We start from the raw sequence: 20,537 nt of genomic DNA on the forward strand, positions 1-20,537 counted from the left end.
AAGAGGTTGACCTGGCCCCAGAGCACCTCTTCGAGGTCGGGTTCCATACGGGTGTCTTCCAGGGTCGCGACGAGGGCGTCGAAGATGTCGGCGACGGCGACGGCGAGCCGCTGCCCATCGGGCATTGGGCGCGGATCGGGCTCGTCAAAGGGGCGATAGCCATAGAGCTGAAGCTCGTCGAGCGCATGGGCGGTCTGGGATGCGCTATGGGCGGGTTCATACGCGTCGTCGTGGGTCTGGATCGTCATCGGTTTCTTGCCTCCGGGCCTGTCTCGTCCGCGCGTCATCCCGCGCGGCCTTCATGGGCTGCGGAAGCCGTCACGGGGGACGCCCCTTCACCCCGCCTTCGGGGACGGAACGCATGTGGAGGAGGACGGGGGGCGGCTGATTTGTCTCGCGATGCAAAGGCGGCTCTGCCGCCGGCGGAAATCAGTTGCCCCCCGTCCTTGAAGGGGCGTCACCTTTGACGGCCGCCTGCCCATCTCTTGAAGGCCGTGTGGGTGACGGGTGGATGAGATTGCCCGGGAAGAGGCAAGGCGACGGTCCAGAACCGCGACTGGGATCCGTCACCCCTGCCCCGCTATCCCCGACCGCCCCCTACGCGATGCTGCTCAGCCGGACAGGCGATACCGATCCTCAGGCCTGATCTGCCCTGCCAGATGCTGGCGCAGCGCGACCTTGCCGTTCGCCCGGAGATCATCGTTGAAATCCCCGAGCCGCGGTTCCAGCACATGGCAACCAATCCCGACCTCGGTGGCTATGGCGCTCAACTTCTCTGCCGCTCGTTGCCCAGCCGGATCGCGGTCGATGGCGATGTAGAGGCGCTGGAGCCGCTCCGGCAGCAGGACCGCCCCGAGGTGTCCCGACGAGAGAGCCGCCCAGACGGGAAGGCCGGGGGCCGCCTCGGACAGGGACAGCATGGTCTCGATGCCCTCGCCGACGACGAGGATGTCATCGTGCGGGGTGAGCCTGACAGCATTGCAGAGGAGGTGACCCATAGCCCGACGCTCTGGATTCACTGCCGCCTTCCCCTGTCCGTCAGGCGCCAGCCAGGTGCGATGCACGCCCTGCACGGCCCCTGCCCCATCGGTAACCGCCGCGATCATTGCCGGTCTGGGGATGCTCCGGGTCTGCCCCTCTTCCCGATGCCAGCACTTCGGGTGGAAGCGTAAGGCGCCGTTCGACCCGAATTGGGTGATGCCTCGGGAACGGAGGTAGGTCTCAGCAAGCGTGCCTGTGATCGGGTTCGAGGCAGCAAACAAGCGCGCCGCTGCCGCAGGAGTGCCACCGGGCGCCTTGGCCTTCCTCGGCTCTTGCCTAGCCGGGACGACCGGCTGCGGACGGCCAAGATGCGCTCGGGCCTCGGCGAGAAGGTCGGGGAAGCGCGTGATCCCCGTCCGGGCGCGGATGATGTCCAAGAGATCGCCGTGCTCGCCTGTGGCCCCATCCTTAAACTTGCCCGCTGCCCCTGGCCCCGACGTGGGCCCGGTCAACCGCACGAAGAGCGAGCGGCCAGGATTGTTTTGCAGGTCACCCACGATCCAGTAGGATCCTTCCTGTCGTCCGGCGGGAAGGTAGGCACGACAAACGCCTTCGGCATTTTCTGCCAGATCGCGCACGAGGTCTTCGGTCTCGGAATACATGGGTTAACAACCTCCGCGATCATGTAGCCTTGCGACAGGACAACGTGCAAGCAGACGATCCAGTATCTCGACACCATCGGCGTCGGTCGGGCAGAACAGCCGAAGCTTCCAACTGATGATCTCCGAGAAGAAGCCATCGGCCTTGAGCCGATCCTTGGCTGCCTCCGAGAAGCCCGAGAGTTCGATCCGGTTCGCGCCCATGACGCGCGAGCGGTGCAATTCCATCCCTTCCGACAGGCGCACCACCGTCTTGCCCTCCAGAACGAGGGCATGGACCTGCGCGGCCGAGAGCTTGGGCGCATCGGCGGCCAGCGTGGTCGCGACCCAGGCAGGCGAGACGCGGCGGCCGATGATGCGCTGCCCGTCATCGGTCTGCAGGCGGTAGACGCGGGTTTCATCCTGGGGAAGCTGCTTCCAGATCGGCAGCAGCAGGCCCGCCACGATGTGCAGCGTGGAGCCCGAAAACTCCGGCACCTCGGCCAGTTCCGCAGTCCACGCCGCAGTGAAGGCCGCGCGGTCGGCCTCGAGCCAGTGGGTGTCCTCCATGACCTTGGCCGGGACCGTGCTGGCATCAAGCAGGCGGATCAGGCGCAGGCGCGGCTCGATCGTGCCATCGTCCAGCATAAGGCTGGTGGCGGGCACCTGCACAGCAGCCCGATTTGAGCGGCTGTTGATCAGAAGCCGTGCCTTCGGGTCATCGAGCCAGTCGAGCGCATCTGCGAGGGAAGTCGGCGTGTTGCGCCGCTTTTCCGCGATGGTCAGGAGCTGGGTTTCTGCGCCGGAGCCGGGATGGGTGTAGATCACCCGGGCATCCGTGACGCGGAAGCTCTCGGCGCGCAGCGTCTCGAGCCCGAGATCATAGACCCCGGCGGCGATGGCGCACTCAATTCTCTGATCGAGCAGCTCCTCGAAACCCGCGAACAGCACGGCCTGCATGTCGATCGTCAGCGCCAGCAGGCGATTGAGGAAGGTCGTGATCGGCGGCAGGTCATCCTTCAGCCCGTTATCATCGGTCAGGCTGAGCCCGGTCGCATCCTCGAAAGCCCCGAGCGAACATCCGGCCAGATCGCCGCGATAGATGCGGCGGTAAAGCTGGCGCAGGGCGTCACGGGCGTAGGGCGACTCGAGGTTATCCTCGGGGCGGAACAACCCCTGCCCTCCGGTCTGACGCTGGCCGCGCGTGATGGCGCCAAGCGTGTCGAGACGTCGCGCAATGGTCGACAGGAACCGCTTCTCCGCCTTCACATCCGTGGCCACCGGCCGGAACAGCGGCGGCTGCGCCTGATTGGTGCGGTTGGTGCGCCCGAGGCCCTGGATCGCCGCATCTGCCTTCCAGCCGGGCTCCAAGAGGTAATGGACCCGCAAGCGCTGGTTCTTCGCCCCGAGATCGGCGTGATAGCTGCGCCCGGTGCCGCCGGCATCCGAGAAGATCAGGATTCGCTTTTCGTCATCCATGAAGGCTTGGGTCTCAGTGAGGTTCGCGGCTCCAGCCCGGTTCTCCACCACGAGCCGTGCGGAATGCCCTTCGCCCTTGCGCACGATGCGCCGCGAGCGCCCGGTGACTTCGGCCACGAGATCCGTGCCGAAGCGCTGGACGATCTGGTCGAGCGCACCCGGCACCGGTGGCAGCGAAGCCAGCTTTTCGATCAGCGCATCGCGCCGTCGGACGGCTTCGCGGCACTCCACCGGTTGGCCGTCGCGCGTGACGGGGCGTGACGAGAGGTTGCCCTCGCTGTCGGTGAAAGGCTCGTAGAGCTGCACCGGGAAGGAATGGGCGAGGTAGTCCAGGACGTATTCCCTGGGTGTGATGTCACACCGGATATCATTCCATTCGTCGGTTGCGATCTCCGACAGGCGGCGTTCCATCAGCGCCTCACCCGTCGAGACGATCTGGATGACCGCCGCGTGACCCGCAGCCAGATCTGCATCGATGGATGCGATCAGCGTGGGGGTCTTCATCGAGGTGAGCAAATGGCCGAAGAAGCGCTGTTTCGCGCTCTCGAAGGCTGACCGCGCTGCGGACTTGGCCTGGCGGTTGAGCGTGCCGCTGTCGCCGGAAATGTTCGCCGCCTCCAAGGCCGCGGTCAGGTTATTGTGGATGATGGCGAATGCCCCGGCATAGGCATCGTAAATGCCGCGCTGCTCCGGGGTCAGTGCGTGTTCCAGCATCTCGTATTCGACACCGTCATAGGACAGCGAGCGCGCCGTATAGAGGCCGAGCGCCCGGAGGTCGCGGGCCAGAACCTCCATCGCCGCGACACCGCCAGCCTCGATGGCTTCCACGAATTCCGACCGGGTCCGAAAGGGGAAATCCTCCCCGCCCCAGAGCCCGAGACGCTGAGCATAGGCAAGGTTGTGGACCGTCGTCGCGCCCGTGGCCGAGACATAGACTACGCGGGCATTCGGAAGTTTGTGCTGCAGGCGCAGACCCGCCCTGCCCTGCTGCGAGGCCATGGTATCGCCCCGCTCGCCTTTGCCGCCGGCCGCATTCGCCATGGCATGGCTTTCGTCGAAGAGGATCACCCCGTCGAAATCTGCCCCGAGCCAGTCGACGATCTGGTCGACACGGGATTTCTTCCCGCCTCGTTCTTCCGAACGCAGCGTCGCATAGGTGGTGAAGAGAATGCCCTCGGTTAGCGGGATGTCGCGGCCTTGGGCAAAGCGCGAGTGCGGCGTGACCAGCAGGCGCTCCTGCCCGAGCGCCGACCAGTCGCGCTGCGCATCTTCCAGCAGCTTGTCGCTCTTTGAGATCCACAGCGCCTTGCGTCTTCCTCGGGCCCAGTTGTCGAGCAGGATCCCGGCCGACTGGCGGCCCTTGCCCGCCCCGGTGCCATCGCCGAGGAAGAAACCCCGGCGGAAGCGGACGGCGTCAGCGGCATCGTCCGGTGCAGCGGAGACCACGTCTCCGGTCTCATCCGCGGTCCAAGACCCAGTGAGATGCGCGCCATGCGCCTCCCCCGCATAGATGACGGTCTCGAGCTGCGCGTCTGACAGCAGGCCGTCGCGCAGGATGGTCGCCGGAAACTTGGGGCGATAGCTCGGTTTCGGGGGTGCGACAGAGGCCATGGCCGCCGATTGCACAAGCTTGGTCGGGTGCGATGCGGCGTCTGGGATGTCGATAGCCTGCAGACGGAAGGTCTCGTAGATCGCGTCGGACAGCCGTGCGGCATCTTCGTCCTCGGCGGCGTCGCGGAGAGCGTAGTCCAGTTCCTCGGCCTCAATCTGGGTTTCAGGCTTCGCCGGATTGGCTGCAGAGGTCGCGTGCGATCGGCTGGCGGGTTTGCGGGTGGTGAGGTGAGAATTTCCCGGAAAGGGGGAAGAATGGCCCTGCCCCGCAGCAGGAGCTGGATCCAGTTCGAGGCGCGGCGGAACCTCGGCAGTGACCCGAGACATCAGATGTGCCACGTCCGGGGATGTGGGTTGGCGCAGGTCTGCGGTGATGCCGCCCGGCTCGCCGCCGCGGCATTTATCGAAGACAGAAATCCGCGTTTCGAAGCTGGTGCCGTGCTTGGCGAAAGCTGCGCCCGACACCGCGCCGGTGAAGACGAGATGGGCCGTCTCGGTCAGACGGCCGAAGGTCTCGGCCCAGGCCGGCGCATCCGGCGCGAAACCGGCCCCTGTGATGGCGACGAGCCGTCCGCCGGGGGCCAGACGCGCGAGGGCCGAGCGCAGATGCCGGGCCGTCGCCTCGGTCGACCGACCAACGACATTGGCTTGGGCCGAGAAGGGCGGGTTCATCAGGATGACGCTCGGACTTGAGGAGACATCGAGATGATCGTCGATCTGTGCGGCATCAAACCCCGTGACCGGTCGGCCCGGGAACAGCAAGCGAAGAAGGTCGGCGCGGGTGTCCGCCAACTCGTTGAGAGCCAGAGCGCCGCCGGCGATCTCGGCGAGGATCGCCAGAAGCCCGGTCCCGGCAGACGGCTCTAGGACAAGATCATAGGGCGTGATCTGTGCTGCCGCCACAGCCGCGAGCCCCATGGGCAGCGGCGTCGAGAATTGCTGAAAGCGCTCCATCTCTTCCGACCGCCGGGTGTGCGTGGGCAAGAGGCCTGCCACCTTGGCGAGGATCGGCAAGAGCGCCGCAGGCGAGCCGGCACGCGCAAGCAGCGCCCGACCGAACTTTCGCAGAAAGAGGATCAGCGCCACCTCGCCCGCCTCATAGGCGAGCTTCCAGTCCCAAGCACCGGTCGCATCGGAACCGCCAAAGGCATGTTCCATCTCGCGGCGGAGGCGCAGCGCGTCGATCTGAAGCCCTTGCGCCAGATCGGGCTGCAGCGCTTCGGCAACAGCAACGATCGCAGGGGCAGGATTTGCTGCCAACGGAACAATGGGCGCAGGCAAGGACGCCTGCGCAACAGGGGCAAGATGGGTCATCGGGAAACTCCGGAATGAAGGACAGGATCAGGCCCGGACACCCTCTCTCGGGCAGCCTCGGACCTGATCTTTCCCGGCCCCTCTCTCCCTCTCGAATCTGACGCGTCCCGGAAGCTCGGCTTGATTTTGTTCTTGTTATGTTCTATATTCTGAGCCAAGCCAGAAAGGGGGTTCCACCATGGAAATCACCACGCACGCCCTGCCGGCAACGCCCAAGCAGATCGCCTATGCGCGATCGCTCGCGCAGCGCAACCGGACGCTCCTGCCCTGGGAAGTTCAGCAAGACCGGCGATCTTTGAGCGCCTGGATCGAGGCTCAGGCCCGGCTGAAGCCCGTATCGGACATGGACCAGCTGCCCACCTCCAGGCAAGTGGCCTTCGCTGAGAAGCTCGCCCGGATCAAACGGTGCGCCGTTCCAGACGAATGCTTCCGCGACAAGGGGCTCATGTCGAAGTGGATCGACGGGAATAAGTGAGCACCGCACCGGCTAGTGACGCTCTGTGCGATCGTCCAGCTTTTTGCCACATCATAGTTTGGCAAACCGAGCGCAGCTGCCAACCTGTAGGTTGGCAGACTGGCCCTTCGGGACATCAGCCTCGGTCAAGCTCCTGTCCGAAGGACCAAGGTCTGGTTCCGGCGGCACGCCGGGATGTGCACCGCTGCGACCTTCGGTAACCACCGCAAGTCGTAGCCGTCTCTCAACCCAGCGTCTTCAGATCTCCCTCCCCTTGGGGCTAGTCCCTAAGTTCTTTGGAAATGGTGAGATAGGAGCGTCCATAACGCCGGAAAAGCATTTTCATCAAAGAAAACTGTAGATGTCTCTTTGAAAATCTGTCACTTTAGGTATCATGGACACCGCAAGGTCACAGAATCTGAAGAAAGTGCTCGATGCCGTACCCGCCGGGTATCTGGTCGACGCGGCATGGCTCGTCTCGCAGGGCATCGCCTATGAGAGCTTCCGTGACTATGTGAAACGCGGCTGGCTGGAGCGCATCGCACGCGGTGTCTTCCGCCGACCAGTCCCGAATATGCAGGCGTCCAACAGCATCGACTGGAAGACCTGCATCCTTTCGATGCAACATATCATGGGTCATGATCTGCATGTCGGGAGCACAACGGCACTCGGTGAACAAGGACATGCCCATTACCTCCGCCTGGGGGAAAGCGCTCCAGTCTGGGTCTATGGGGACAAGGTCCCGAACTGGCTGATCAAACTGCCGACGGATGCCTCTTTCAGTATCCGCCCCCGTTCCTTGTTCACCGATCCGAAGCTGGGCGTGATCGAGGGCAAGAATTCTGGCCTGCCATGGGACTGGGGTCTGACGATGTCGACGCCGGAGCGCGCAATCCTGGAAGCCATGGACGAGTTGCCCCACCATGAGAGTTTCCACACGCTCGACATGGTCTTCGAGAGCCTGACAACCCTGCGCCCAAGGCTGATTTCCGACCTCCTGCAAGCGTGCCAGAAGATCAAGGTCAAGCGCCTGTTCTTCGTCTTCGCGGACCGCCACGATCATCCCTGGCGCAAACGGATCGACCCGCAGGCATTCGACCTCGGCAGCGGCGACCGGGCTCTGGTCCAGGGCGGCAAGATCCACCCGCGCTATCGGATCATGGTGCCGGAAGAATTCGTGAAACCGGAGGCCGAAAATGGCGCGTGAGACCTATGAAGCCCAGGTTGCGCTCCTGGTGCGCGTCCTGCCCCATGTCGCGGGCGAAAGCGTCTTCGCGCTCAAGGGCGGGACGGCCATCAACCTCTTCTACCGCGACCTGCCTCGGCTGTCGGTCGACATCGACCTGACTTACCTGCCAATCAAGGAACGCGCCGAGAGCCTGGACGAGATCAACGCCGCGATGGATCGCATTGCGGCTTCCATCGAGACCGGAATCCGAGGCGCGAAATCGCAGCGCATCCAAGGGGGCGGCGGCGGAGCCACCCGGCTCCTGGCGCGCCTGGACAATGCCGAGATCAAGATCGAAACCTCGCCCGTGACCCGGGGCGTGGTCCACGATCCGGAAGTCCGGACAGTCTCTGCCGCCGTGGAGGATGCCTATGGCTATGCCGAAATGCAGATCGTCTCGTTCGAGGACCTGTTCGCGGGAAAGCTGCACGCCGCCCTGGACAGGCAGCATCCCCGGGATCTCTACGACGTCACGCTCCTTTACGAAAACGAAGGCCTGACGCAGGACCTCTTCCAGACCTTCCTGATCTATGTCGCCAGTTCGCCGCGCCCGGCGCATGAGCTGCTCGATCCGAACCTGATCGATCTCGAGCAACCCTACGCGCGGGAATTCGAAGGCATGACCAGAACACCCGTCCCGCTCGCTACGCTTTTGGCGACGCGCCTCAAGTTGGTCGCCGATCTGCAATCGAGGCTCGATGACAAGGCGAGGCAGTTCCTCCTGACGCTTCAGGACGGCGAGCCTGACTTCGCGGCGATCGACCGTTCGCAGGCCGCTGACCTACCGGCCGTGAAGTGGAAACTTCTCAACCTGAACAAACTGAAGCGCGACAACCCCGAAAAGCACGCAGCGCAGCGCGACGCCTTGTTGAAGCTCCTGGGTTGAGCCACGGCCATCACCGTCGTGAGGGGCGCTTTGCGTTGGCCGTCCTCATCGCGTCGATGGGAGGCGCCGAAGACGGGTGAACTCAGTCGGCGCTTCCAAGCCCTGTGTTTCGCTGAAATGACCACGTTTTCGCCCGACGAAAGGCAGAGCGCAGTGCTTCGGTCGGCAAAGGCGGCGAGTCCATCGCTTCAAAGAAGTGCGCATGGTCGATCTGCTTGAGATCGGTGCGGTCAGGGCTTTCAATATCAGGCGTTGCCATCCTTATAGGCCTCCGGGGCAATTACGGTTTTGCGGATTAGCTGACAGCCGCAATCGAGTAGTGCGGTGTCCCATCCCAAACAAGATCCCAAGACGCGCCCGGACGAACGTTCTGAATTGCGTGGGGCTCGAAGCAGACCAGGCAATTCCCGCCCGGTGCAGGAGCCCGGACCGAAGGGTAAATCAGGCCCTTGGATCCGCCCCGACGCAGATGCTGTGCCAGGCTTTGGCCCTCGGGATACCCGACAGCCGGATCCGGATGCAGCGCCGGATGACCTGCCTCATCGGTCATGTCGTTGAAGACGCCGATGAAGTCGGCCAGCAATTCCACATAGCGGGCGCTGTCGTGGAAGCTGCCGGTAAAGCCGAGTTCGCGTGTGCGGTGCCAGGCCACTTCGCTGACAGAAACCATCACATCCCATGCGCAATACCAGGCACCTCGCTCCTCGGTGTTGAAGCGGTTACCGCCAGCGCGGGTGTAAGTGAAGGCGGCATTGACATGACTGTCGCCATAGATGCGGAGATCGCGGCTGCGGCGTTGCCAAGCGAGTTCGCGCGGGTCCAGATGCGGGTTGCGCCCGCGTTCGGCCTGTAGACGTCCACTGGTCAGGCCCTCGATCTCTGCCAAGATCTCCATCTCGTCATCGGTATCGACGAGACCGCGCAACGATGGTGGCTTGTGGTAGGTGGCGGGCAGGAGACGAACGAGACCGCGATCGGAAATCTCGGTCTGCTTCATGCCCCACCACGCAACGCATCAAGATAGGTCCGAACCGCGAGGATCTGCGGCAAACCCCCGTCGATGGCGGTGTCGACTGGTCGGCTTCCACCAAAGAGCGGCCCCTTGTTCGGTCGGGTGAACCAGCTTTTTGCCAGAGGCTCCGAGAAGTAGAGTTCGAGCGACTTGAAGATGCCAATTACAGCGCTGAGCCGCAGCAGTTGGTCCTTGGTGAGCTCTCCGGCGAAATCCGGCTTCTTGGCGCGCTTCCACGTGCTCTCTGACATGTCGGCAAGGCCAGCCGCTTCCTTGAGACTGAGACCCCAAGCATCGGCCACGCGTGCATAAGCTTTCAACGCGACAGCGTTGATCTGTGCGGGTTCCCGGATTTTCTCTGCAACGTACATGGCGTCCTCCATTGGCTTCAATATAGTCCATATGGACTTTCTGTAAAGATCAAATGAACCTTGCGCTTTGATCTCTGTTACCCGAGCCGCCGCCCTCATTCAGTAAACGTATATGCGTTCGCGATGATCCCCTCCTCGATAGCCTCGTCCGACGTGAGGTGGTCGTATTCGGCCTCAAGCTGGCGGTAGAGCCAGCGGGCCAGATCACGCAGCGCCTCGGTCACGATCTCTTCCGCGTCCTCGGTCGGCAGCTGCCAGGTCGGGCTGTCCCGCGTGACGTCCACCGACATGGTGTATTCATGATAGTAGCGGCCACGGTGGCTGGCCTCGGCCGCGAGCTGGTAGAAGTTCCGCCGCTGGATGGCCTGCAGTCGGTCGGCGATGCCTTGCAGCGTAGCATCCGTGGGCGCGTAGTCCAGGATGCGCGCGGACGCGCCCTTGGCGTGGGACCAGTAGCCCTCGAAGCAGGCCCCGTCGCCTTGGCTCCAGAACCCTGAGAACCAGATGCAGGGCTTGGCCCGAGTCCCGCCGCCCATCAAGCGGACGGAGGTGGTTTTCAGGCGGATGCCGAGGATCTCGCAGACCCGCTCAAAATCCTCATAGACCGCATCCCACCAATCGTCATGGGGGCCAAGCTCGCGATACCAGCTGCGCGCCTTCTCCTTGGCGGCATCCGAGAGTTCGGGGAACTGGTAGACGGTGGTGCAGATCACCTCAGGCATCGATGTCCTCCCCGTTCAATGCGGCGGCCAGCCATTCTTGCGTGCTGGACCAGCCGATGGATTTGCGCGCACCGAGATCGATGGCATGCGCGCCGCCACCAAAGGCGTCGAGTCGTGGCCGAGAGCAGGTCAGAGAATACTGGAACCCCCAAGGGCCGGTGAGGTCGAGCTCTTCAGCAATACGCAGGACGAAGCGGATGACGGCTTCGACATCGCCGTTCCCGTCATCATGGATCCAGAGGCTGCTGCCCTCGGGGGCATCCTGCTGCACGAGATCGAAGCCAGCGACATCTGGGTCGTCAGCATCCTGATCCGCAGCGCGAAGTTCCTGAAACAGCGCGAGCGCGCGGGCGGCCTTGTCGGGGCTGCCGACGTCGAGCAGGCATGAGAAATGGGTGAAGTAATCCGCCATGGGGGCCTCCTTAATGGGGGAAGACCCGGCCAGGAGGCCGGGCGATCGATTGGAATGAAGGGGTAGTTGGGAACGATCAGCCTGTCGGCGTGTCGCCCGCCGCCTGTTGTGCGGCATGCGCGCAGAGCATCTGCCGGTAGAAGCGCTTGCGCGCCAGCCGGAGACTGCAAACAGCGCGCGTGTCGGGGTGCAGCGCCAGAACCGCCGCGCGAACCACTGCCAGTGGCGAAGCGGTCGGCGGCAAGCCAAGACGTCGATAAGTGGGATCGGTCATGTCACATGACCTCGACCACGGGAGAAGCGAGATGCGGATCGACCTGTGCCTCGATCCGTTCGGTTCGACCCATCCAAGGCTCGGGCCGAATGGCCTTCACCCAATCGGCGAAGCTCGGGATGAAGCCGAGGTCCTCCTTCACATGCTGCTCGCCGACCCAGCGGGTCGGGATGACGCGCCCGGTCGAGAGCGTGAGGGTCGCGCCGAAAATCGACTCGGCCATGAAGATGCCCTCGGCATGGTGGCGCAGCGCCCGGTGCCGAAAGTCGGCAGTGATCTCCTTGCTCTGGTCGAACCAGGAATGCACGGCGAGGTAGTCGTCGACCGTGCCGCCCCATTTCTTCACCGAGGACAGGGCGTGGTGATACGGATGTGCCATCGCCGCCCCCTCAGAAATCGTGGGTGGTGAGTTCGGACGAGGTGAAGCGCTCGTTGAACTCTAGGTGGATTGAGCGAGCGCTCGCGTCGAAGCAGAACTCACCGTAGGCCCCGTCGTTGTTTTCCCAACCTCCATGGGTGTCAGACAGCAAGTCGTAGGCCAGTTGCTCGACGACATCTTCCAGCGAAAGCGCCCGCGTTTCGACCTCCGGGTCGTCCCAGGTCAATGCGGTATAGGCGATCTCGGTCTTGGGGAAAGCAACCTCGGTCTCGCCAGCGTAGGCAGCGATATTCTCAACCTGACCGCTGTCGCCATACCCGTCGAAACACACAGTCACATGTGTGATGCCCGCAGCAGTCAGGCCATCGAAGAGGCGCTCCTTGTTGGCCGGACGCAAAGCTGCGATCCGCGCGTCACGCTCGGACTGCCGAGCCAGCACGGCGGCGAAATCAATCCTGGACGGCGCCATCGGCGCGGCCAGGGTGGGTTCGATCTTGGACATTGAAAACTCCGAAATGAGGGAAAGGATCTGAACCCCGAGGCTCTCTCTCGTCCTCCTAGGCTCACATCCTCCCCTGCCCTACTCTGACTCTCGGGCGTCACGCCGCGATCTGCAGTGCGCGAGACGCGAAGACACGCCAGAGCGGATCGACAAGACGGGCATCGAGAACGTCGGCGTGGTGCCGCAGCCGTCGCGCGAGGCCATGTTCATGCCACTCGGCCGCCCGCATGGCCTGCGCGCGGGTCTGGCTGGCCTCGGACACGACGGCGCGGGCTTCGGCGGCATCCGAGACCGGGTGGCACCATGCGACCCCGCCATCATAGGTAGCGCCGGCCAGAACGAGGCGGCCCTCCCTATCGAGGATCGCCAGGATGCGCGGCGCGTCTTCAGGGGTGACATTTTCGGCATGAACGATTGCCCCCTGCATGGCGTCGGCCAGCGTTGCAAACCGCTCCAGTACCTTGGGGTGTGCCTGCCCGGACATGAGAGCCGCGGGCACATGGCAAGCCGTCGTGAGTGCAAACGGCAAGTCTTGATCTGCAGAAACGGTCAGGAAGCTCGGCGGCAAACCTGTCTTCTGTGTTTCCGGCTGAGTTTGGAGAGTAAGGTCGAACATGGGCATATCTCCAACGGTGCGGAGAGCCTCTCTCCCCGCTTCAAACCGTCAAAGACCAAACCGCCCCCTCGGACTCTCTGTCGCTGATCGGGCCGATCATTTCGGCGTTGGTAAATCGCCCCATCGAACCCGCAAGTAGCGCCCTTCGCGCTTTGGAAGATCTTTTCGGTCGATCATCCGACCCGAGACCTGAAAATCCTCGTTGATCTTTACAACCAAGAGCTTGTTGAAATGCCCATTTGTATCGACCACGACCACATCCTTTGTCTTGAATGGCGTAATGGTCTTGACCTCGACATGATCATTGCCAAGTCTTCCGTCAGCACCCTGGGCATAGGTCTTGTTCAGCTTGATACCGTACGTGATAGCACCGAACAGCTCACCGATATCGCCGTAGACAGAGAGGTGAAGGCCGGTCTCGAGGTGATAGCTTTCCGCGAGGGACAGGAGATCCTCAAAATATGGGATCATAGACCGGATCGCGTTCGGGTATTTTGCGCCCCACTCCTTGTAGCGAAGCTGCTCGTCGATTTCCGACCAGGTAACCCATTCACCGTCATCATAAAATGCACGATCTGACCAATCAATTTCGTCCATGCGCGTACTTCCAACACCTAATCGTGTCGGGCACAGTAGCAGATCGATGAAACAGGAACGAGACCGGAGGCGATATCGCCTCCGGTCGCCACCTCAACCAACGCGGTCGAGAAGCTTCTTGGCGCGCCCTTCCATATCAAGGCGGGCGTCCTGCTGGGTCTTGTCGCGCGCAAGCCGGGTAATCCCCTGCACGAAATCGAAGATGCTCTCGGGCGGGCGGCCTTCCTCCATCAGCACCTTCTCGATAATCTTGCCGGATTCGGCCTTCGAGAAACCGCGCTTGCGCAGGAAATCCGCGCGGTCCTCGTCGCTGCGCGCCACGATCTGCTGGCGCGCCGCCTTGATGCCGTTCACGAACCCCTGCGGCGAGGAATTGGCAAACCGCGTCAACGCGGGCGCGGCCTCATGTGCAAAGCGCGAGGCGGCGTATTTCGAGTGGCGGATCTTGATCTCCTGGAAATCCTCGACGCCCCACAGGTTCCGGTTCTGGCACACCGCCCGCAAGTAGAAGCTCGCCATACCGAGGGTCTTCGCGCCCACCTCGGAGTTCCAGCAGTAAAATCCCCGGAAGTAGAAATCGGGGGAGCCGTCGGGCAACCGGCCCGCCTCGATCGGATTGCGGTCGTCGACCAGAAACAGGAAGACATCGCGGTCCGAGGCGTAGAGCGTGGTCGTGTCGCGGCTGATCTCGACATCGGGGTTGTAGACCCCGGTCGACCAGTCGAGCACGCCCGGCACCTTCCAGCGCGTGTCACCCGTGCCATTGCCCGCGATGCGCTGCACCGCCTCGACAAGCTCGAAGTCATGGATGCGACCGTAGTCGGGACCGGTCACGGCACGCAGTTCGGTCCGGCCGTCTTCCGTCTCGAAAGTCTTCACCTGCTCGGCGCGGTGGTTGGTCAGGCCGTATTGCAGGTTGATCCCCGCCAGCGGCGCGGGCAACTGCCGCAGGTAGGAGGCCGGCGCGCCGACGATGCTGGCAAGCTGGCCGAAGGCCCAATGCGTGGGCGCGACCGGCGCCTTGGCTTTCGGCAGGACCAAATGCAATCGCTCGGCGCCGTCGCGCGCGGCCTCGACCCGGATGTCGGCTGTCTGAACTACCCGGCTGCGGCTGCGCTCGGAGCGACCCTTCACATTGGCCCAGAGATCGTCGAGCGACAGGTACCGCTCATCATCCGGCCGATTGAACCATTCGGACGACACCCGCCCGTTCCGGTCGCCCCGGCTCACATCTACTTTCCAGCCACCAGCCCGCGCCGGTGCGACCGGATCCAGAACTTCCACAACGCCCATCGGCATTCCTCCGTGACAGGCGCCGGGAGCCACTCTCCCAGCCATCAACCTGTCACCCGGAAACCGGCCCTTCTCTCGCTCTTCAGCCCGAGCGCGAGTGGCAGCAATGCGGACAAACCTGTCGAATTCGCCTATGCCGTCCCCGTCGCGCTCCTGTCTGCGATGATGTCGTGGTTAGCCTGCCTGCAGCGCAGCGCGACTGACAAGCTCGGCCGGCCGGTGAGCGCGAGGGCCGTCGTAAGCTACACCACGCCGCGGGACATCATCGCGGTGTCACTCACATCGAGTTCAATCACTTCGGAAGTGTTGTCGAGATACTCGCGAATCGATACTGTAGCCCACGGCGTCGGTGGAGCTGCCGAGCGCAGCAAATTGCTCGTTTCCTGACCGCGCTAGAGCGCCTTGGATTCCAAAGGTTTTGCCGCAAGCCGATAATTCGATCACAGGTCAGCTTTGGCTGGCTGCCAGCCCGGGTGAGTCATAAGCTATTGGTGCAAAGTCGATTTCCAAGCCATCCTAACGCGCAAAGTCATCCCGAAAGGCGCGGCTGATAGTCGTTCATCTGGAGCCTGTGCAGACGGTTGCGAGGATCATTTCGACGACCTTATCGCGCAGCAGGGCCTGCCCGGCGTCGCCATAGAGAGCGTCGCCGAACATGGTCGAGAAGGTCGGCCGGTTGGAGACGTTAAAGAAGCACAGCGCGCTGATCTGCCAGTGCAGGACCGTGGCCTCTAGGCCGGGCCTGAATACCCCCGCCGCCTCGCCCCGCCGCAGCAGGTCCTCGATCAGCCGGATCACCGCGGCGTTGTGGGCCCGCGCTGCCTCGGACCGGCGCAGGGTTTTCGCCATGTGGATGTTCTCGATCATGACGAGGCGGATGAATTCGGGGGCGCGGGCATGGCCATCGAAGGTCGAGGTCACCAGCCGAATCAGCGCCTCACGGGGCGGCAGCGCGGCGAGGTCGAGTTCGCCCTCGGCGGCGCGCACCTTGTCATAGGCCGTTTCCAGTACCTGTAGGTACAGGCCGTCCTTGCTGCCGAAATAGTAGTAGATCATCCGCTTCGAGGTGCGGGTCCGGGTGGCGATGTCCTCGATGCGGGTTCCGGACAGCCCGCCCTGCGCGAACATCTCGCTCGCCACCGTCAGGATGTCCTCCCGCACCCCCGCCGGGTTCTTCTTCCAGCCTTTCTGCCGTTGTCCGTCTTCCATGCTGCGCCGCCCGGTCCGCTTCGTCGAGATCTGACCGCACCTTGGCACATCGGCAGGGACGCCGCCGCTATAAAAAGTCTTGACACAATTTAACCCATACGGACAATTTGGATTTGGGACATGCCGGCATCGGCCCGACAGGGGCGGCGGCTTGGGTGCCCCGCATCCGTCCGGCGCAGGGAGGCGCCGCGGACAACCGAACTCTTGAGGAGGGGAAACGGACATGTGCCCACCGAATTGCATGCACAAGATCTGCGAACAGGCCACACGGCGGGGGCTGCTGAAGGCGGGCTTCACGCTTGGCCTCGGGGCAGCAGCCGGGATCGGCGGGGCGCTTGCCGGCACCGGCCGGGCCCGCGCCGCGGCCGCCGGACCGATCACCTTCAGCGAGGTGACCGACATGACCCACACGCTTTACGAGGGGTTTCCGACCTTCTCGGGCGACAAGTGGTTCGAGATGGAGCACCCGGTGACCTGGGCCAAGGACAGGGTCAACCTGAACCGCTGGACGCTGATGGAGCACACCGGCACACATCTGGACGCGCCGATCCACTTCTCCGAGGACGGCCTGACCGCGGACCTGATCCCGGTGACCGACCTGCTGTGCCCGCTGGCGGTGATCGACATCCGCGCCAGGGCCGCCGACGATCCCGACGCCTACCTGACCCCCGAGGACATCGCCGCCTGGGAGGCCCGCAACGGTCCGATCCCCGAGGGCGCCTGCGTGGTGATGAACTCGGGTTGGGCGGCACATCTGCGCGAGCCGCGCTTCACCGGCCGTGACGACAAGGGGCTGAACCACACGCCGGGCTTCCACCCCGAGGCCGCGGCGCTGCTGATCGAAACCCGCAGCGTGAAGGGCATCGGTGTCGATACGCTGTCGCTCGACCGCGGTCTGGGATCAGGCGAGTTTCCGGTCCACTACGCCTGGCTCGGCTCGGGTCGCTGGGGCGTCGAATGCCTCACCGCGCTCGACACCGTGCCCGAGGCCGGGGCGTGGCTGTTCGTTGGCGGCCCCAAGGTCGCGGGCGCCAGCGGCGGGCCGTCCCGCATCGTCGCCTTTCACTGAAGGGAGGAAATCATGTTGAGACTGCTTTTTTCCGTCTTGTTCATTGCGTCGCTTGGCCTGTCGGTGTCGGCCGTCTCTGCGCGGGAGATTCCCGCCAGAGAGGCCTCGGACAGTTGTGAAAGCCTGCTCGGCCACGACTATTCTCGCCGCGACGATGTCCGGTTCCGTCTCGATGCGGCGGAGGAGACCGAAATCGACGGCCGCGCGACCTGCGTGGTGACCGGCTATGCTGCCCCATCGGTTCGTTTCGAGGTCAAATTGCCCGTTGCCGGTTGGTCCGGCAGATATCTGCAGCTGGGCTGCGGCGGCTATTGCGGCCGCGCCGTGACCAGTACCTCCAGCCGTCAGACCTCTGGCTGCGCGCCGCTCGAATCCGGAGATATGGTGATCGCCTCCTCCAATCTGGGCCATGAGCGATCTGCGAAATGGTTCGCCGACGGGCTCTGGGCCGAGGGCAATCCGGGTGCGGTGATTGACCTCGCCTATGCGGCCACCCACAAGACGGCGGTGGTGGCCAAAGCTCTGATCGCCGATTTCTACGGGACGCCTCCCGAATATTCCTATTTCAGCGGCTGTTCCAACGGCGGTCGCGAGGCGCTTCAGGTCGCTCAGCGTTACCCGGAGGATTTCGACGGCATCCTGTCCGGCGCACCAACCATTGATATGGTGGCGACGAATACTGTCTGGCATGCTTGGAACGCACGGGCCAACACCGGGCCGGACGGGATGCCGATCCTCACCGCCGACAAGATCCCCGCTCTCGCCGATGCAGTTCTGGCCGCTTGCGCCGGGGATGACGGGCTGATCGCCGATCCGAGGAGTTGCACCTTCACCGCCGATAGCCTGATCTGCAAGGGTGCGGACAACCCAGGCTGCCTGACGCCCGCTCAAGCGGCAGTCGTGACGAAAGTCTGGCAGGGTCCGGTATCCGACAGCGGCGAAGCATTGTTTGCTGGCGGCTTTCCGAAGGGTTCTGAACGCGCCTGGATTGGATCACTGATCCCGTCCGACCCCCTGGCCAAGATGGGTCCCGCCACCGCCGGTGAGGCAACCTGGAGCTGGGACTTCCCGATGTTTCTGGCCAGCTTCGATCCCGGCGCGGGGCTACGTCCCGATGAGATTGCCTTCACCGCCGAGGGCTTTGACCGGATCACTGGGTTGAGCCGCCTCTACGACCCGACCGATACCGATCTCGGGCCGTTCGAACGGGCTGGTGGCAAGTTGGTGATCTGGCAGGGATGGGCAGATAGCGGGTCCTCGCCGCTCTCGACACTGAATTATGTCGCGGGCGTGCGCCAGCAGTTGGGTGCAGCGGCGGGCGACATGCTGGCGCTCTACATGGTCCCGGGAGCCTATCACTGTGCCGGCGGTCCCGTACCCGTGCATGCCGATTTCCTGAGCGGCCTGATGACCTGGGTAGAAGACGGCACCCGACCCGCTGCGGTTGACGTGGCCTACGAGACCGCACCGAAAGATGCGACTGTGACAACGGTCCGTGCCGTTCAACCCTATGAGAGCGCAAACGCTGCCGCCGACCTCACACCGTGGCGCGGTCTTGCAGCCTACGCACCGAAACCGGGCATGAGCTGCAGCTGGAAAGGCGCGTCAATTGTCTGTGACTAAGTTGACTAAAATGGAAACTGGTGGCCCGGCGCGAAGCCGGGCCATCGCGCCACGCCGCACTTATGTCCATCACCTTGGATAGCCGCAAGTACGTTGCATCCACCGCATTGCTATTTCCCCGCTTCACGCCGTGCTTCACCAATTCGGCAGATGGCGATGATGCAACAGGGATTGGGCGTCCGCTTCTCCTGCTGCAGTGCAGCTTCGCCCTAGTCGAGCTTTTGCGCCGCTTCGCGGCGTGCTCACGCAGCGGGGAAATGGCGATCGTCGGAAAAGGGCTCGAAGCTGACTTGCGGCTGTGCAGCGAACCCGGCGGGTTTCCCCGCCGGGCCCGAGGGGGAGACCCCGTTCCTCAGAACGGGATCTCCTCGTCGCGGTCGACCAGCTCGGGGTTTTCGTTCTCGGCCGACTTCGGGCGGCTCAGGAAGTCGACCTTCTCGGCGATGATCTCGCAGCCGTAGCGGTCGTTCCCCATGCTGTCGATCCACTTGGTGTAGTGGATGCGGCCGTGGACGAGGACCTTCATCCCCTTTTCGCAATGCTCGGCGACCGTCTTGCCGAGTCCGTTGAAGCAGGTGATGCGGTGCCATTCGGTGTCCATGACCCGGTAGCCGTTTTCGTCGCGCATCACACGGCCTTCCGAGAGGCGGGGACGCGAGGTGGCGAGGCTGAAGTTGGTGATCTTGGTGCCGCTCTGGGTGGTGCGGACTTCGGGGGTCTGACCGATGTTGCCGGCGAGGATGACGATGTTCTGCATGATAAGCTCCTGTTTTTCCTGTCTTCGGGACCGTCCCTTCGACAAGACCCTGAAAAAGCCCGTCGGGTGACGCGTGCACGGTGGACAGCATGGACACCGGACACCCCCAGAGGACCGGGGTGGAGCGGGCAGGACGCCAAAGGCGGCCAACACGGCCCGGACTGACGCGGGGTTGCGCGCAGGAGCCCGAACGGGATTAGGGGATTGTCAGTCGAAGGGATGACCCAGGAGACAGAGAGATGCAGGGAGCCCATGCCAGACCATGTCCTCTTGCCCATCGGGACTGCTTTACCCCAAGCCCAGCACACCGCTAGCGGCCAAAGTGGCTATCTCCAGCTCTCACCCCTGCCCTTGCCTGACGAGAAATGCAGGGCCCTACCGCGATGGGATATCGATACCGGGAAATCCAGGACACGGACCGCACCAACGGCTGCTTTCGATCTCGAGGTACTGTCGCTCAGCGAGCTGAAGAAATTGCAGAAGGACGTCGCCAAGGCGATTGCCACATTCGAGGATCGGCACAAGGCGGAAGCTTGCGCCAAGGTGGAAGCCCTCGCCCGGGATCTGGGCTACTCCCTGGCCGAACTTGTCGACCCCGAGACGAAATCCTCCCGTGCACCGGCAGCGGCGAAATACCGGCACTCTGACAACCCGACGCTCACGTGGTCTGGCCGGGGGCGCAAACCACAGTGGTTCGTTGAGGCGTTGGAGGCGGGTAGCACCGCAAGTGAACTAACTTTACGTTGAGAGTAGAAGCGACGCGATCGGCCCCTAACCGGTCGTCGCTGAGCCGCTCCACTGATTCACCGAAGCGGCCATTCATGCAACCCGCAGCGTTTTTTGGCGGTCCGAGGTCGGTAGTGCGGACGAAGCCAATAGTCGCGTCCTTGTCGACTGGTTGTTGACCGAAATGCATCATCAGTTCGGCCGTTCAGCCGGGAAGCCCATCAATCCTTTCGATGGAGGGCAGGTCGTTGTCCCAGTTTGCGCGACTGGAACAACAGATATGCGCGTTGGGTCGTATGTCGAGCCGGCTGTCAAGCGACCCTGCCGGCACCACAAGCAAACCGATCTCCGGCTGGGGGACTGGCAGCGCGGACCCGCAGTCAG

General features: G+C 63.5%; 21 protein-coding genes and 1 pseudogene. 6 read left to right on the forward strand and 16 right to left on the reverse strand.

What is annotated here, in order from left to right; all coding sequences use genetic code 11:
* The 3 genes and pseudogenes from WMK75_RS14575 to WMK75_RS14585 form a co-directional block, all read right to left on the reverse strand.
* Positions 1-248: pseudogene (locus tag WMK75_RS14575) on the reverse strand (hypothetical protein); the annotation flags it as partial.
* A 363-nt stretch (positions 249-611) separates the two neighbouring features.
* Positions 612-1,643, reverse strand: coding sequence for a toprim domain-containing protein (locus tag WMK75_RS14580; protein WP_347268365.1), 1,032 nt, complete (start codon positions 1,641-1,643; stop codon positions 612-614).
* 3 nt (positions 1,644-1,646) lie between these two features.
* A complete protein-coding gene (locus tag WMK75_RS14585; RefSeq protein ID WP_347268366.1) occupies positions 1,647-6,023 on the reverse strand; it encodes a bifunctional class I SAM-dependent methyltransferase/DEAD/DEAH box helicase in 4,377 nt (1,458 codons plus the stop codon).
* Positions 6,024-6,201: 178 nt separating this feature from the next.
* Between WMK75_RS14585 and WMK75_RS14590 the strand changes: the two genes are divergently transcribed.
* The 3 genes from WMK75_RS14590 (at position 6,202) to WMK75_RS14600 (ending at position 8,591) form a co-directional block, all read left to right on the forward strand.
* The gene (locus WMK75_RS14590) at positions 6,202-6,498 is read left to right on the forward strand and encodes a hypothetical protein (protein ID WP_018065918.1); all 297 of its coding nucleotides are present in this window, start codon (positions 6,202-6,204) and stop codon (positions 6,496-6,498) included.
* Positions 6,499-6,871: 373 nt separating this feature from the next.
* Positions 6,872-7,684, forward strand: coding sequence for a type IV toxin-antitoxin system AbiEi family antitoxin domain-containing protein (locus WMK75_RS14595; protein WP_347268367.1), 813 nt, complete (start codon positions 6,872-6,874; stop codon positions 7,682-7,684).
* Positions 7,674-8,591: a nucleotidyl transferase AbiEii/AbiGii toxin family protein gene (locus WMK75_RS14600; RefSeq protein ID WP_347268368.1), complete on the forward strand. Its 918-nt coding sequence runs from the start codon at positions 7,674-7,676 to the stop codon at positions 8,589-8,591. The genes WMK75_RS14595 and WMK75_RS14600 overlap by 11 nt, the downstream gene beginning before the upstream one ends.
* Before the next feature lie 82 nt (positions 8,592-8,673).
* Here the strand turns inward: WMK75_RS14600 and WMK75_RS14605 are convergent, their stop codons facing one another.
* The 12 genes from WMK75_RS14605 to WMK75_RS14660 form a co-directional block, all read right to left on the reverse strand.
* Complete coding sequence (locus WMK75_RS14605; RefSeq protein ID WP_347268369.1) at positions 8,674-8,850, reverse strand: hypothetical protein; 177 nt, start codon at positions 8,848-8,850, stop codon at positions 8,674-8,676.
* 36 nt (positions 8,851-8,886) lie between these two features.
* Positions 8,887-9,588: an RES family NAD+ phosphorylase gene (locus WMK75_RS14610; RefSeq protein ID WP_347268370.1), complete on the reverse strand. Its 702-nt coding sequence runs from the start codon at positions 9,586-9,588 to the stop codon at positions 8,887-8,889.
* Entirely contained in the window at positions 9,585-9,986 is a 402-nt protein-coding gene (locus WMK75_RS14615; protein WP_028095451.1) for an MbcA/ParS/Xre antitoxin family protein, read from the reverse strand. Before WMK75_RS14615 ends, WMK75_RS14610 begins: the two co-directional genes overlap by 4 nt.
* Positions 9,987-10,069: 83 nt before the next feature.
* Entirely contained in the window at positions 10,070-10,696 is a 627-nt protein-coding gene (locus WMK75_RS14620; protein ID WP_347268371.1) for an antitoxin of toxin-antitoxin stability system, read from the reverse strand.
* The gene (locus tag WMK75_RS14625) at positions 10,689-11,108 is read right to left on the reverse strand and encodes a hypothetical protein (RefSeq protein WP_347268372.1); all 420 of its coding nucleotides are present in this window, start codon (positions 11,106-11,108) and stop codon (positions 10,689-10,691) included. Before WMK75_RS14625 ends, WMK75_RS14620 begins: the two co-directional genes overlap by 8 nt.
* A gap of 76 nt (positions 11,109-11,184) precedes the next feature.
* Positions 11,185-11,382, reverse strand: a complete 198-nt coding sequence (locus WMK75_RS14630) for a hypothetical protein (protein WP_347268373.1) — start codon at positions 11,380-11,382, stop codon at positions 11,185-11,187.
* A 1-nt stretch (position 11,383) separates the two neighbouring features.
* On the reverse strand, positions 11,384-11,761 hold the full coding sequence (locus WMK75_RS14635) for a hypothetical protein (RefSeq protein ID WP_347268374.1): 378 nt from the start codon (positions 11,759-11,761) through the stop codon (positions 11,384-11,386).
* Positions 11,762-11,771: 10 nt separating this feature from the next.
* Positions 11,772-12,263: a DUF6878 family protein gene (locus WMK75_RS14640; protein ID WP_273072875.1), complete on the reverse strand. Its 492-nt coding sequence runs from the start codon at positions 12,261-12,263 to the stop codon at positions 11,772-11,774.
* A gap of 97 nt (positions 12,264-12,360) precedes the next feature.
* Positions 12,361-12,879 carry a DNA repair protein RadC gene (locus WMK75_RS14645; RefSeq protein ID WP_076367406.1) on the reverse strand — a complete coding sequence of 173 codons (519 nt, stop codon included), beginning with the start codon at positions 12,877-12,879 and terminating at the stop codon, positions 12,361-12,363.
* 96 nt (positions 12,880-12,975) lie between these two features.
* The gene (locus WMK75_RS14650; protein WP_076367269.1) at positions 12,976-13,476 is read right to left on the reverse strand and encodes a hypothetical protein; all 501 of its coding nucleotides are present in this window, start codon (positions 13,474-13,476) and stop codon (positions 12,976-12,978) included.
* Between the two features lie 93 nt (positions 13,477-13,569).
* The gene (locus WMK75_RS14655) at positions 13,570-14,769 is read right to left on the reverse strand and encodes a DUF932 domain-containing protein (protein ID WP_076367267.1); all 1,200 of its coding nucleotides are present in this window, start codon (positions 14,767-14,769) and stop codon (positions 13,570-13,572) included.
* 558 nt (positions 14,770-15,327) lie between these two features.
* Complete coding sequence (locus tag WMK75_RS14660) at positions 15,328-15,978, reverse strand: TetR/AcrR family transcriptional regulator (RefSeq protein WP_347268375.1); 651 nt, start codon at positions 15,976-15,978, stop codon at positions 15,328-15,330.
* A 223-nt stretch (positions 15,979-16,201) separates the two neighbouring features.
* On the opposite strand from WMK75_RS14660, the gene WMK75_RS14665 reads away from it, so the two are divergent.
* Positions 16,202-17,047 carry a cyclase family protein gene (locus WMK75_RS14665; RefSeq protein ID WP_347268376.1) on the forward strand — a complete coding sequence of 282 codons (846 nt, stop codon included), beginning with the start codon at positions 16,202-16,204 and terminating at the stop codon, positions 17,045-17,047.
* Positions 17,048-17,059: 12 nt separating this feature from the next.
* A complete protein-coding gene (locus WMK75_RS14670) occupies positions 17,060-18,670 on the forward strand; it encodes a tannase/feruloyl esterase family alpha/beta hydrolase (protein ID WP_347268377.1) in 1,611 nt (536 codons plus the stop codon).
* 352 nt (positions 18,671-19,022) lie between these two features.
* Here the strand turns inward: WMK75_RS14670 and WMK75_RS14675 are convergent, their stop codons facing one another.
* Positions 19,023-19,427 carry a single-stranded DNA-binding protein gene (locus WMK75_RS14675; protein ID WP_347268378.1) on the reverse strand — a complete coding sequence of 135 codons (405 nt, stop codon included), beginning with the start codon at positions 19,425-19,427 and terminating at the stop codon, positions 19,023-19,025.
* Positions 19,428-19,817: 390 nt separating this feature from the next.
* Here WMK75_RS14675 and WMK75_RS14680 point away from each other — a divergent pair, with 390 nt between their 5' ends.
* Entirely contained in the window at positions 19,818-20,174 is a 357-nt protein-coding gene (locus tag WMK75_RS14680; protein ID WP_068767992.1) for an H-NS histone family protein, read from the forward strand.
* Positions 20,175-20,537: the final 363 nt, after the last annotated feature.

The sequence above is a fragment of the Paracoccus sp. (in: a-proteobacteria) genome (genome assembly GCF_039808215.1).
Classification (GTDB): domain Bacteria; phylum Pseudomonadota; class Alphaproteobacteria; order Rhodobacterales; family Rhodobacteraceae; genus Paracoccus.

Excerpts from the sequence above, each read along its gene's own strand:
- WMK75_RS14625 (WP_347268372.1), bottom strand. The coding sequence starts at position 11,108 with ATGGCGGATTACTTCACCCATTTCTCATGCCTGCTCGACGTCGGCAGC.
- WMK75_RS14670 (WP_347268377.1), top strand. The coding sequence starts at position 17,060 with ATGTTGAGACTGCTTTTTTCCGTCTTGTTCATTGCGTCGCTTGGCCTG.
- WMK75_RS14645 (WP_076367406.1), bottom strand. The coding sequence starts at position 12,879 with ATGTTCGACCTTACTCTCCAAACTCAGCCGGAAACACAGAAGACAGGT.
- WMK75_RS14620 (WP_347268371.1), bottom strand. The coding sequence starts at position 10,696 with ATGCCTGAGGTGATCTGCACCACCGTCTACCAGTTCCCCGAACTCTCG.
- WMK75_RS14610 (WP_347268370.1), bottom strand. The coding sequence starts at position 9,588 with ATGAAGCAGACCGAGATTTCCGATCGCGGTCTCGTTCGTCTCCTGCCC.
- WMK75_RS14605 (WP_347268369.1), bottom strand. The coding sequence starts at position 8,850 with ATGGCAACGCCTGATATTGAAAGCCCTGACCGCACCGATCTCAAGCAG.
- WMK75_RS14650 (WP_076367269.1), bottom strand. The coding sequence starts at position 13,476 with ATGGACGAAATTGATTGGTCAGATCGTGCATTTTATGATGACGGTGAA.
- WMK75_RS14630 (WP_347268373.1), bottom strand. The coding sequence starts at position 11,382 with ATGACCGATCCCACTTATCGACGTCTTGGCTTGCCGCCGACCGCTTCG.
- WMK75_RS14600 (WP_347268368.1), top strand. The coding sequence starts at position 7,674 with ATGGCGCGTGAGACCTATGAAGCCCAGGTTGCGCTCCTGGTGCGCGTC.
- WMK75_RS14585 (WP_347268366.1), bottom strand. The coding sequence starts at position 6,023 with ATGACCCATCTTGCCCCTGTTGCGCAGGCGTCCTTGCCTGCGCCCATT.
- WMK75_RS14590 (WP_018065918.1), top strand. The coding sequence starts at position 6,202 with ATGGAAATCACCACGCACGCCCTGCCGGCAACGCCCAAGCAGATCGCC.
- WMK75_RS14580 (WP_347268365.1), bottom strand. The coding sequence starts at position 1,643 with ATGTATTCCGAGACCGAAGACCTCGTGCGCGATCTGGCAGAAAATGCC.
- WMK75_RS14665 (WP_347268376.1), top strand. The coding sequence starts at position 16,202 with ATGTGCCCACCGAATTGCATGCACAAGATCTGCGAACAGGCCACACGG.
- WMK75_RS14660 (WP_347268375.1), bottom strand. The coding sequence starts at position 15,978 with ATGGAAGACGGACAACGGCAGAAAGGCTGGAAGAAGAACCCGGCGGGG.
- WMK75_RS14635 (WP_347268374.1), bottom strand. The coding sequence starts at position 11,761 with ATGGCACATCCGTATCACCACGCCCTGTCCTCGGTGAAGAAATGGGGC.
- WMK75_RS14655 (WP_076367267.1), bottom strand. The coding sequence starts at position 14,769 with ATGGGCGTTGTGGAAGTTCTGGATCCGGTCGCACCGGCGCGGGCTGGT.
- WMK75_RS14640 (WP_273072875.1), bottom strand. The coding sequence starts at position 12,263 with ATGTCCAAGATCGAACCCACCCTGGCCGCGCCGATGGCGCCGTCCAGG.
- WMK75_RS14615 (WP_028095451.1), bottom strand. The coding sequence starts at position 9,986 with ATGGAGGACGCCATGTACGTTGCAGAGAAAATCCGGGAACCCGCACAG.
- WMK75_RS14595 (WP_347268367.1), top strand. The coding sequence starts at position 6,872 with ATGGACACCGCAAGGTCACAGAATCTGAAGAAAGTGCTCGATGCCGTA.
- WMK75_RS14675 (WP_347268378.1), bottom strand. The coding sequence starts at position 19,427 with ATGCAGAACATCGTCATCCTCGCCGGCAACATCGGTCAGACCCCCGAA.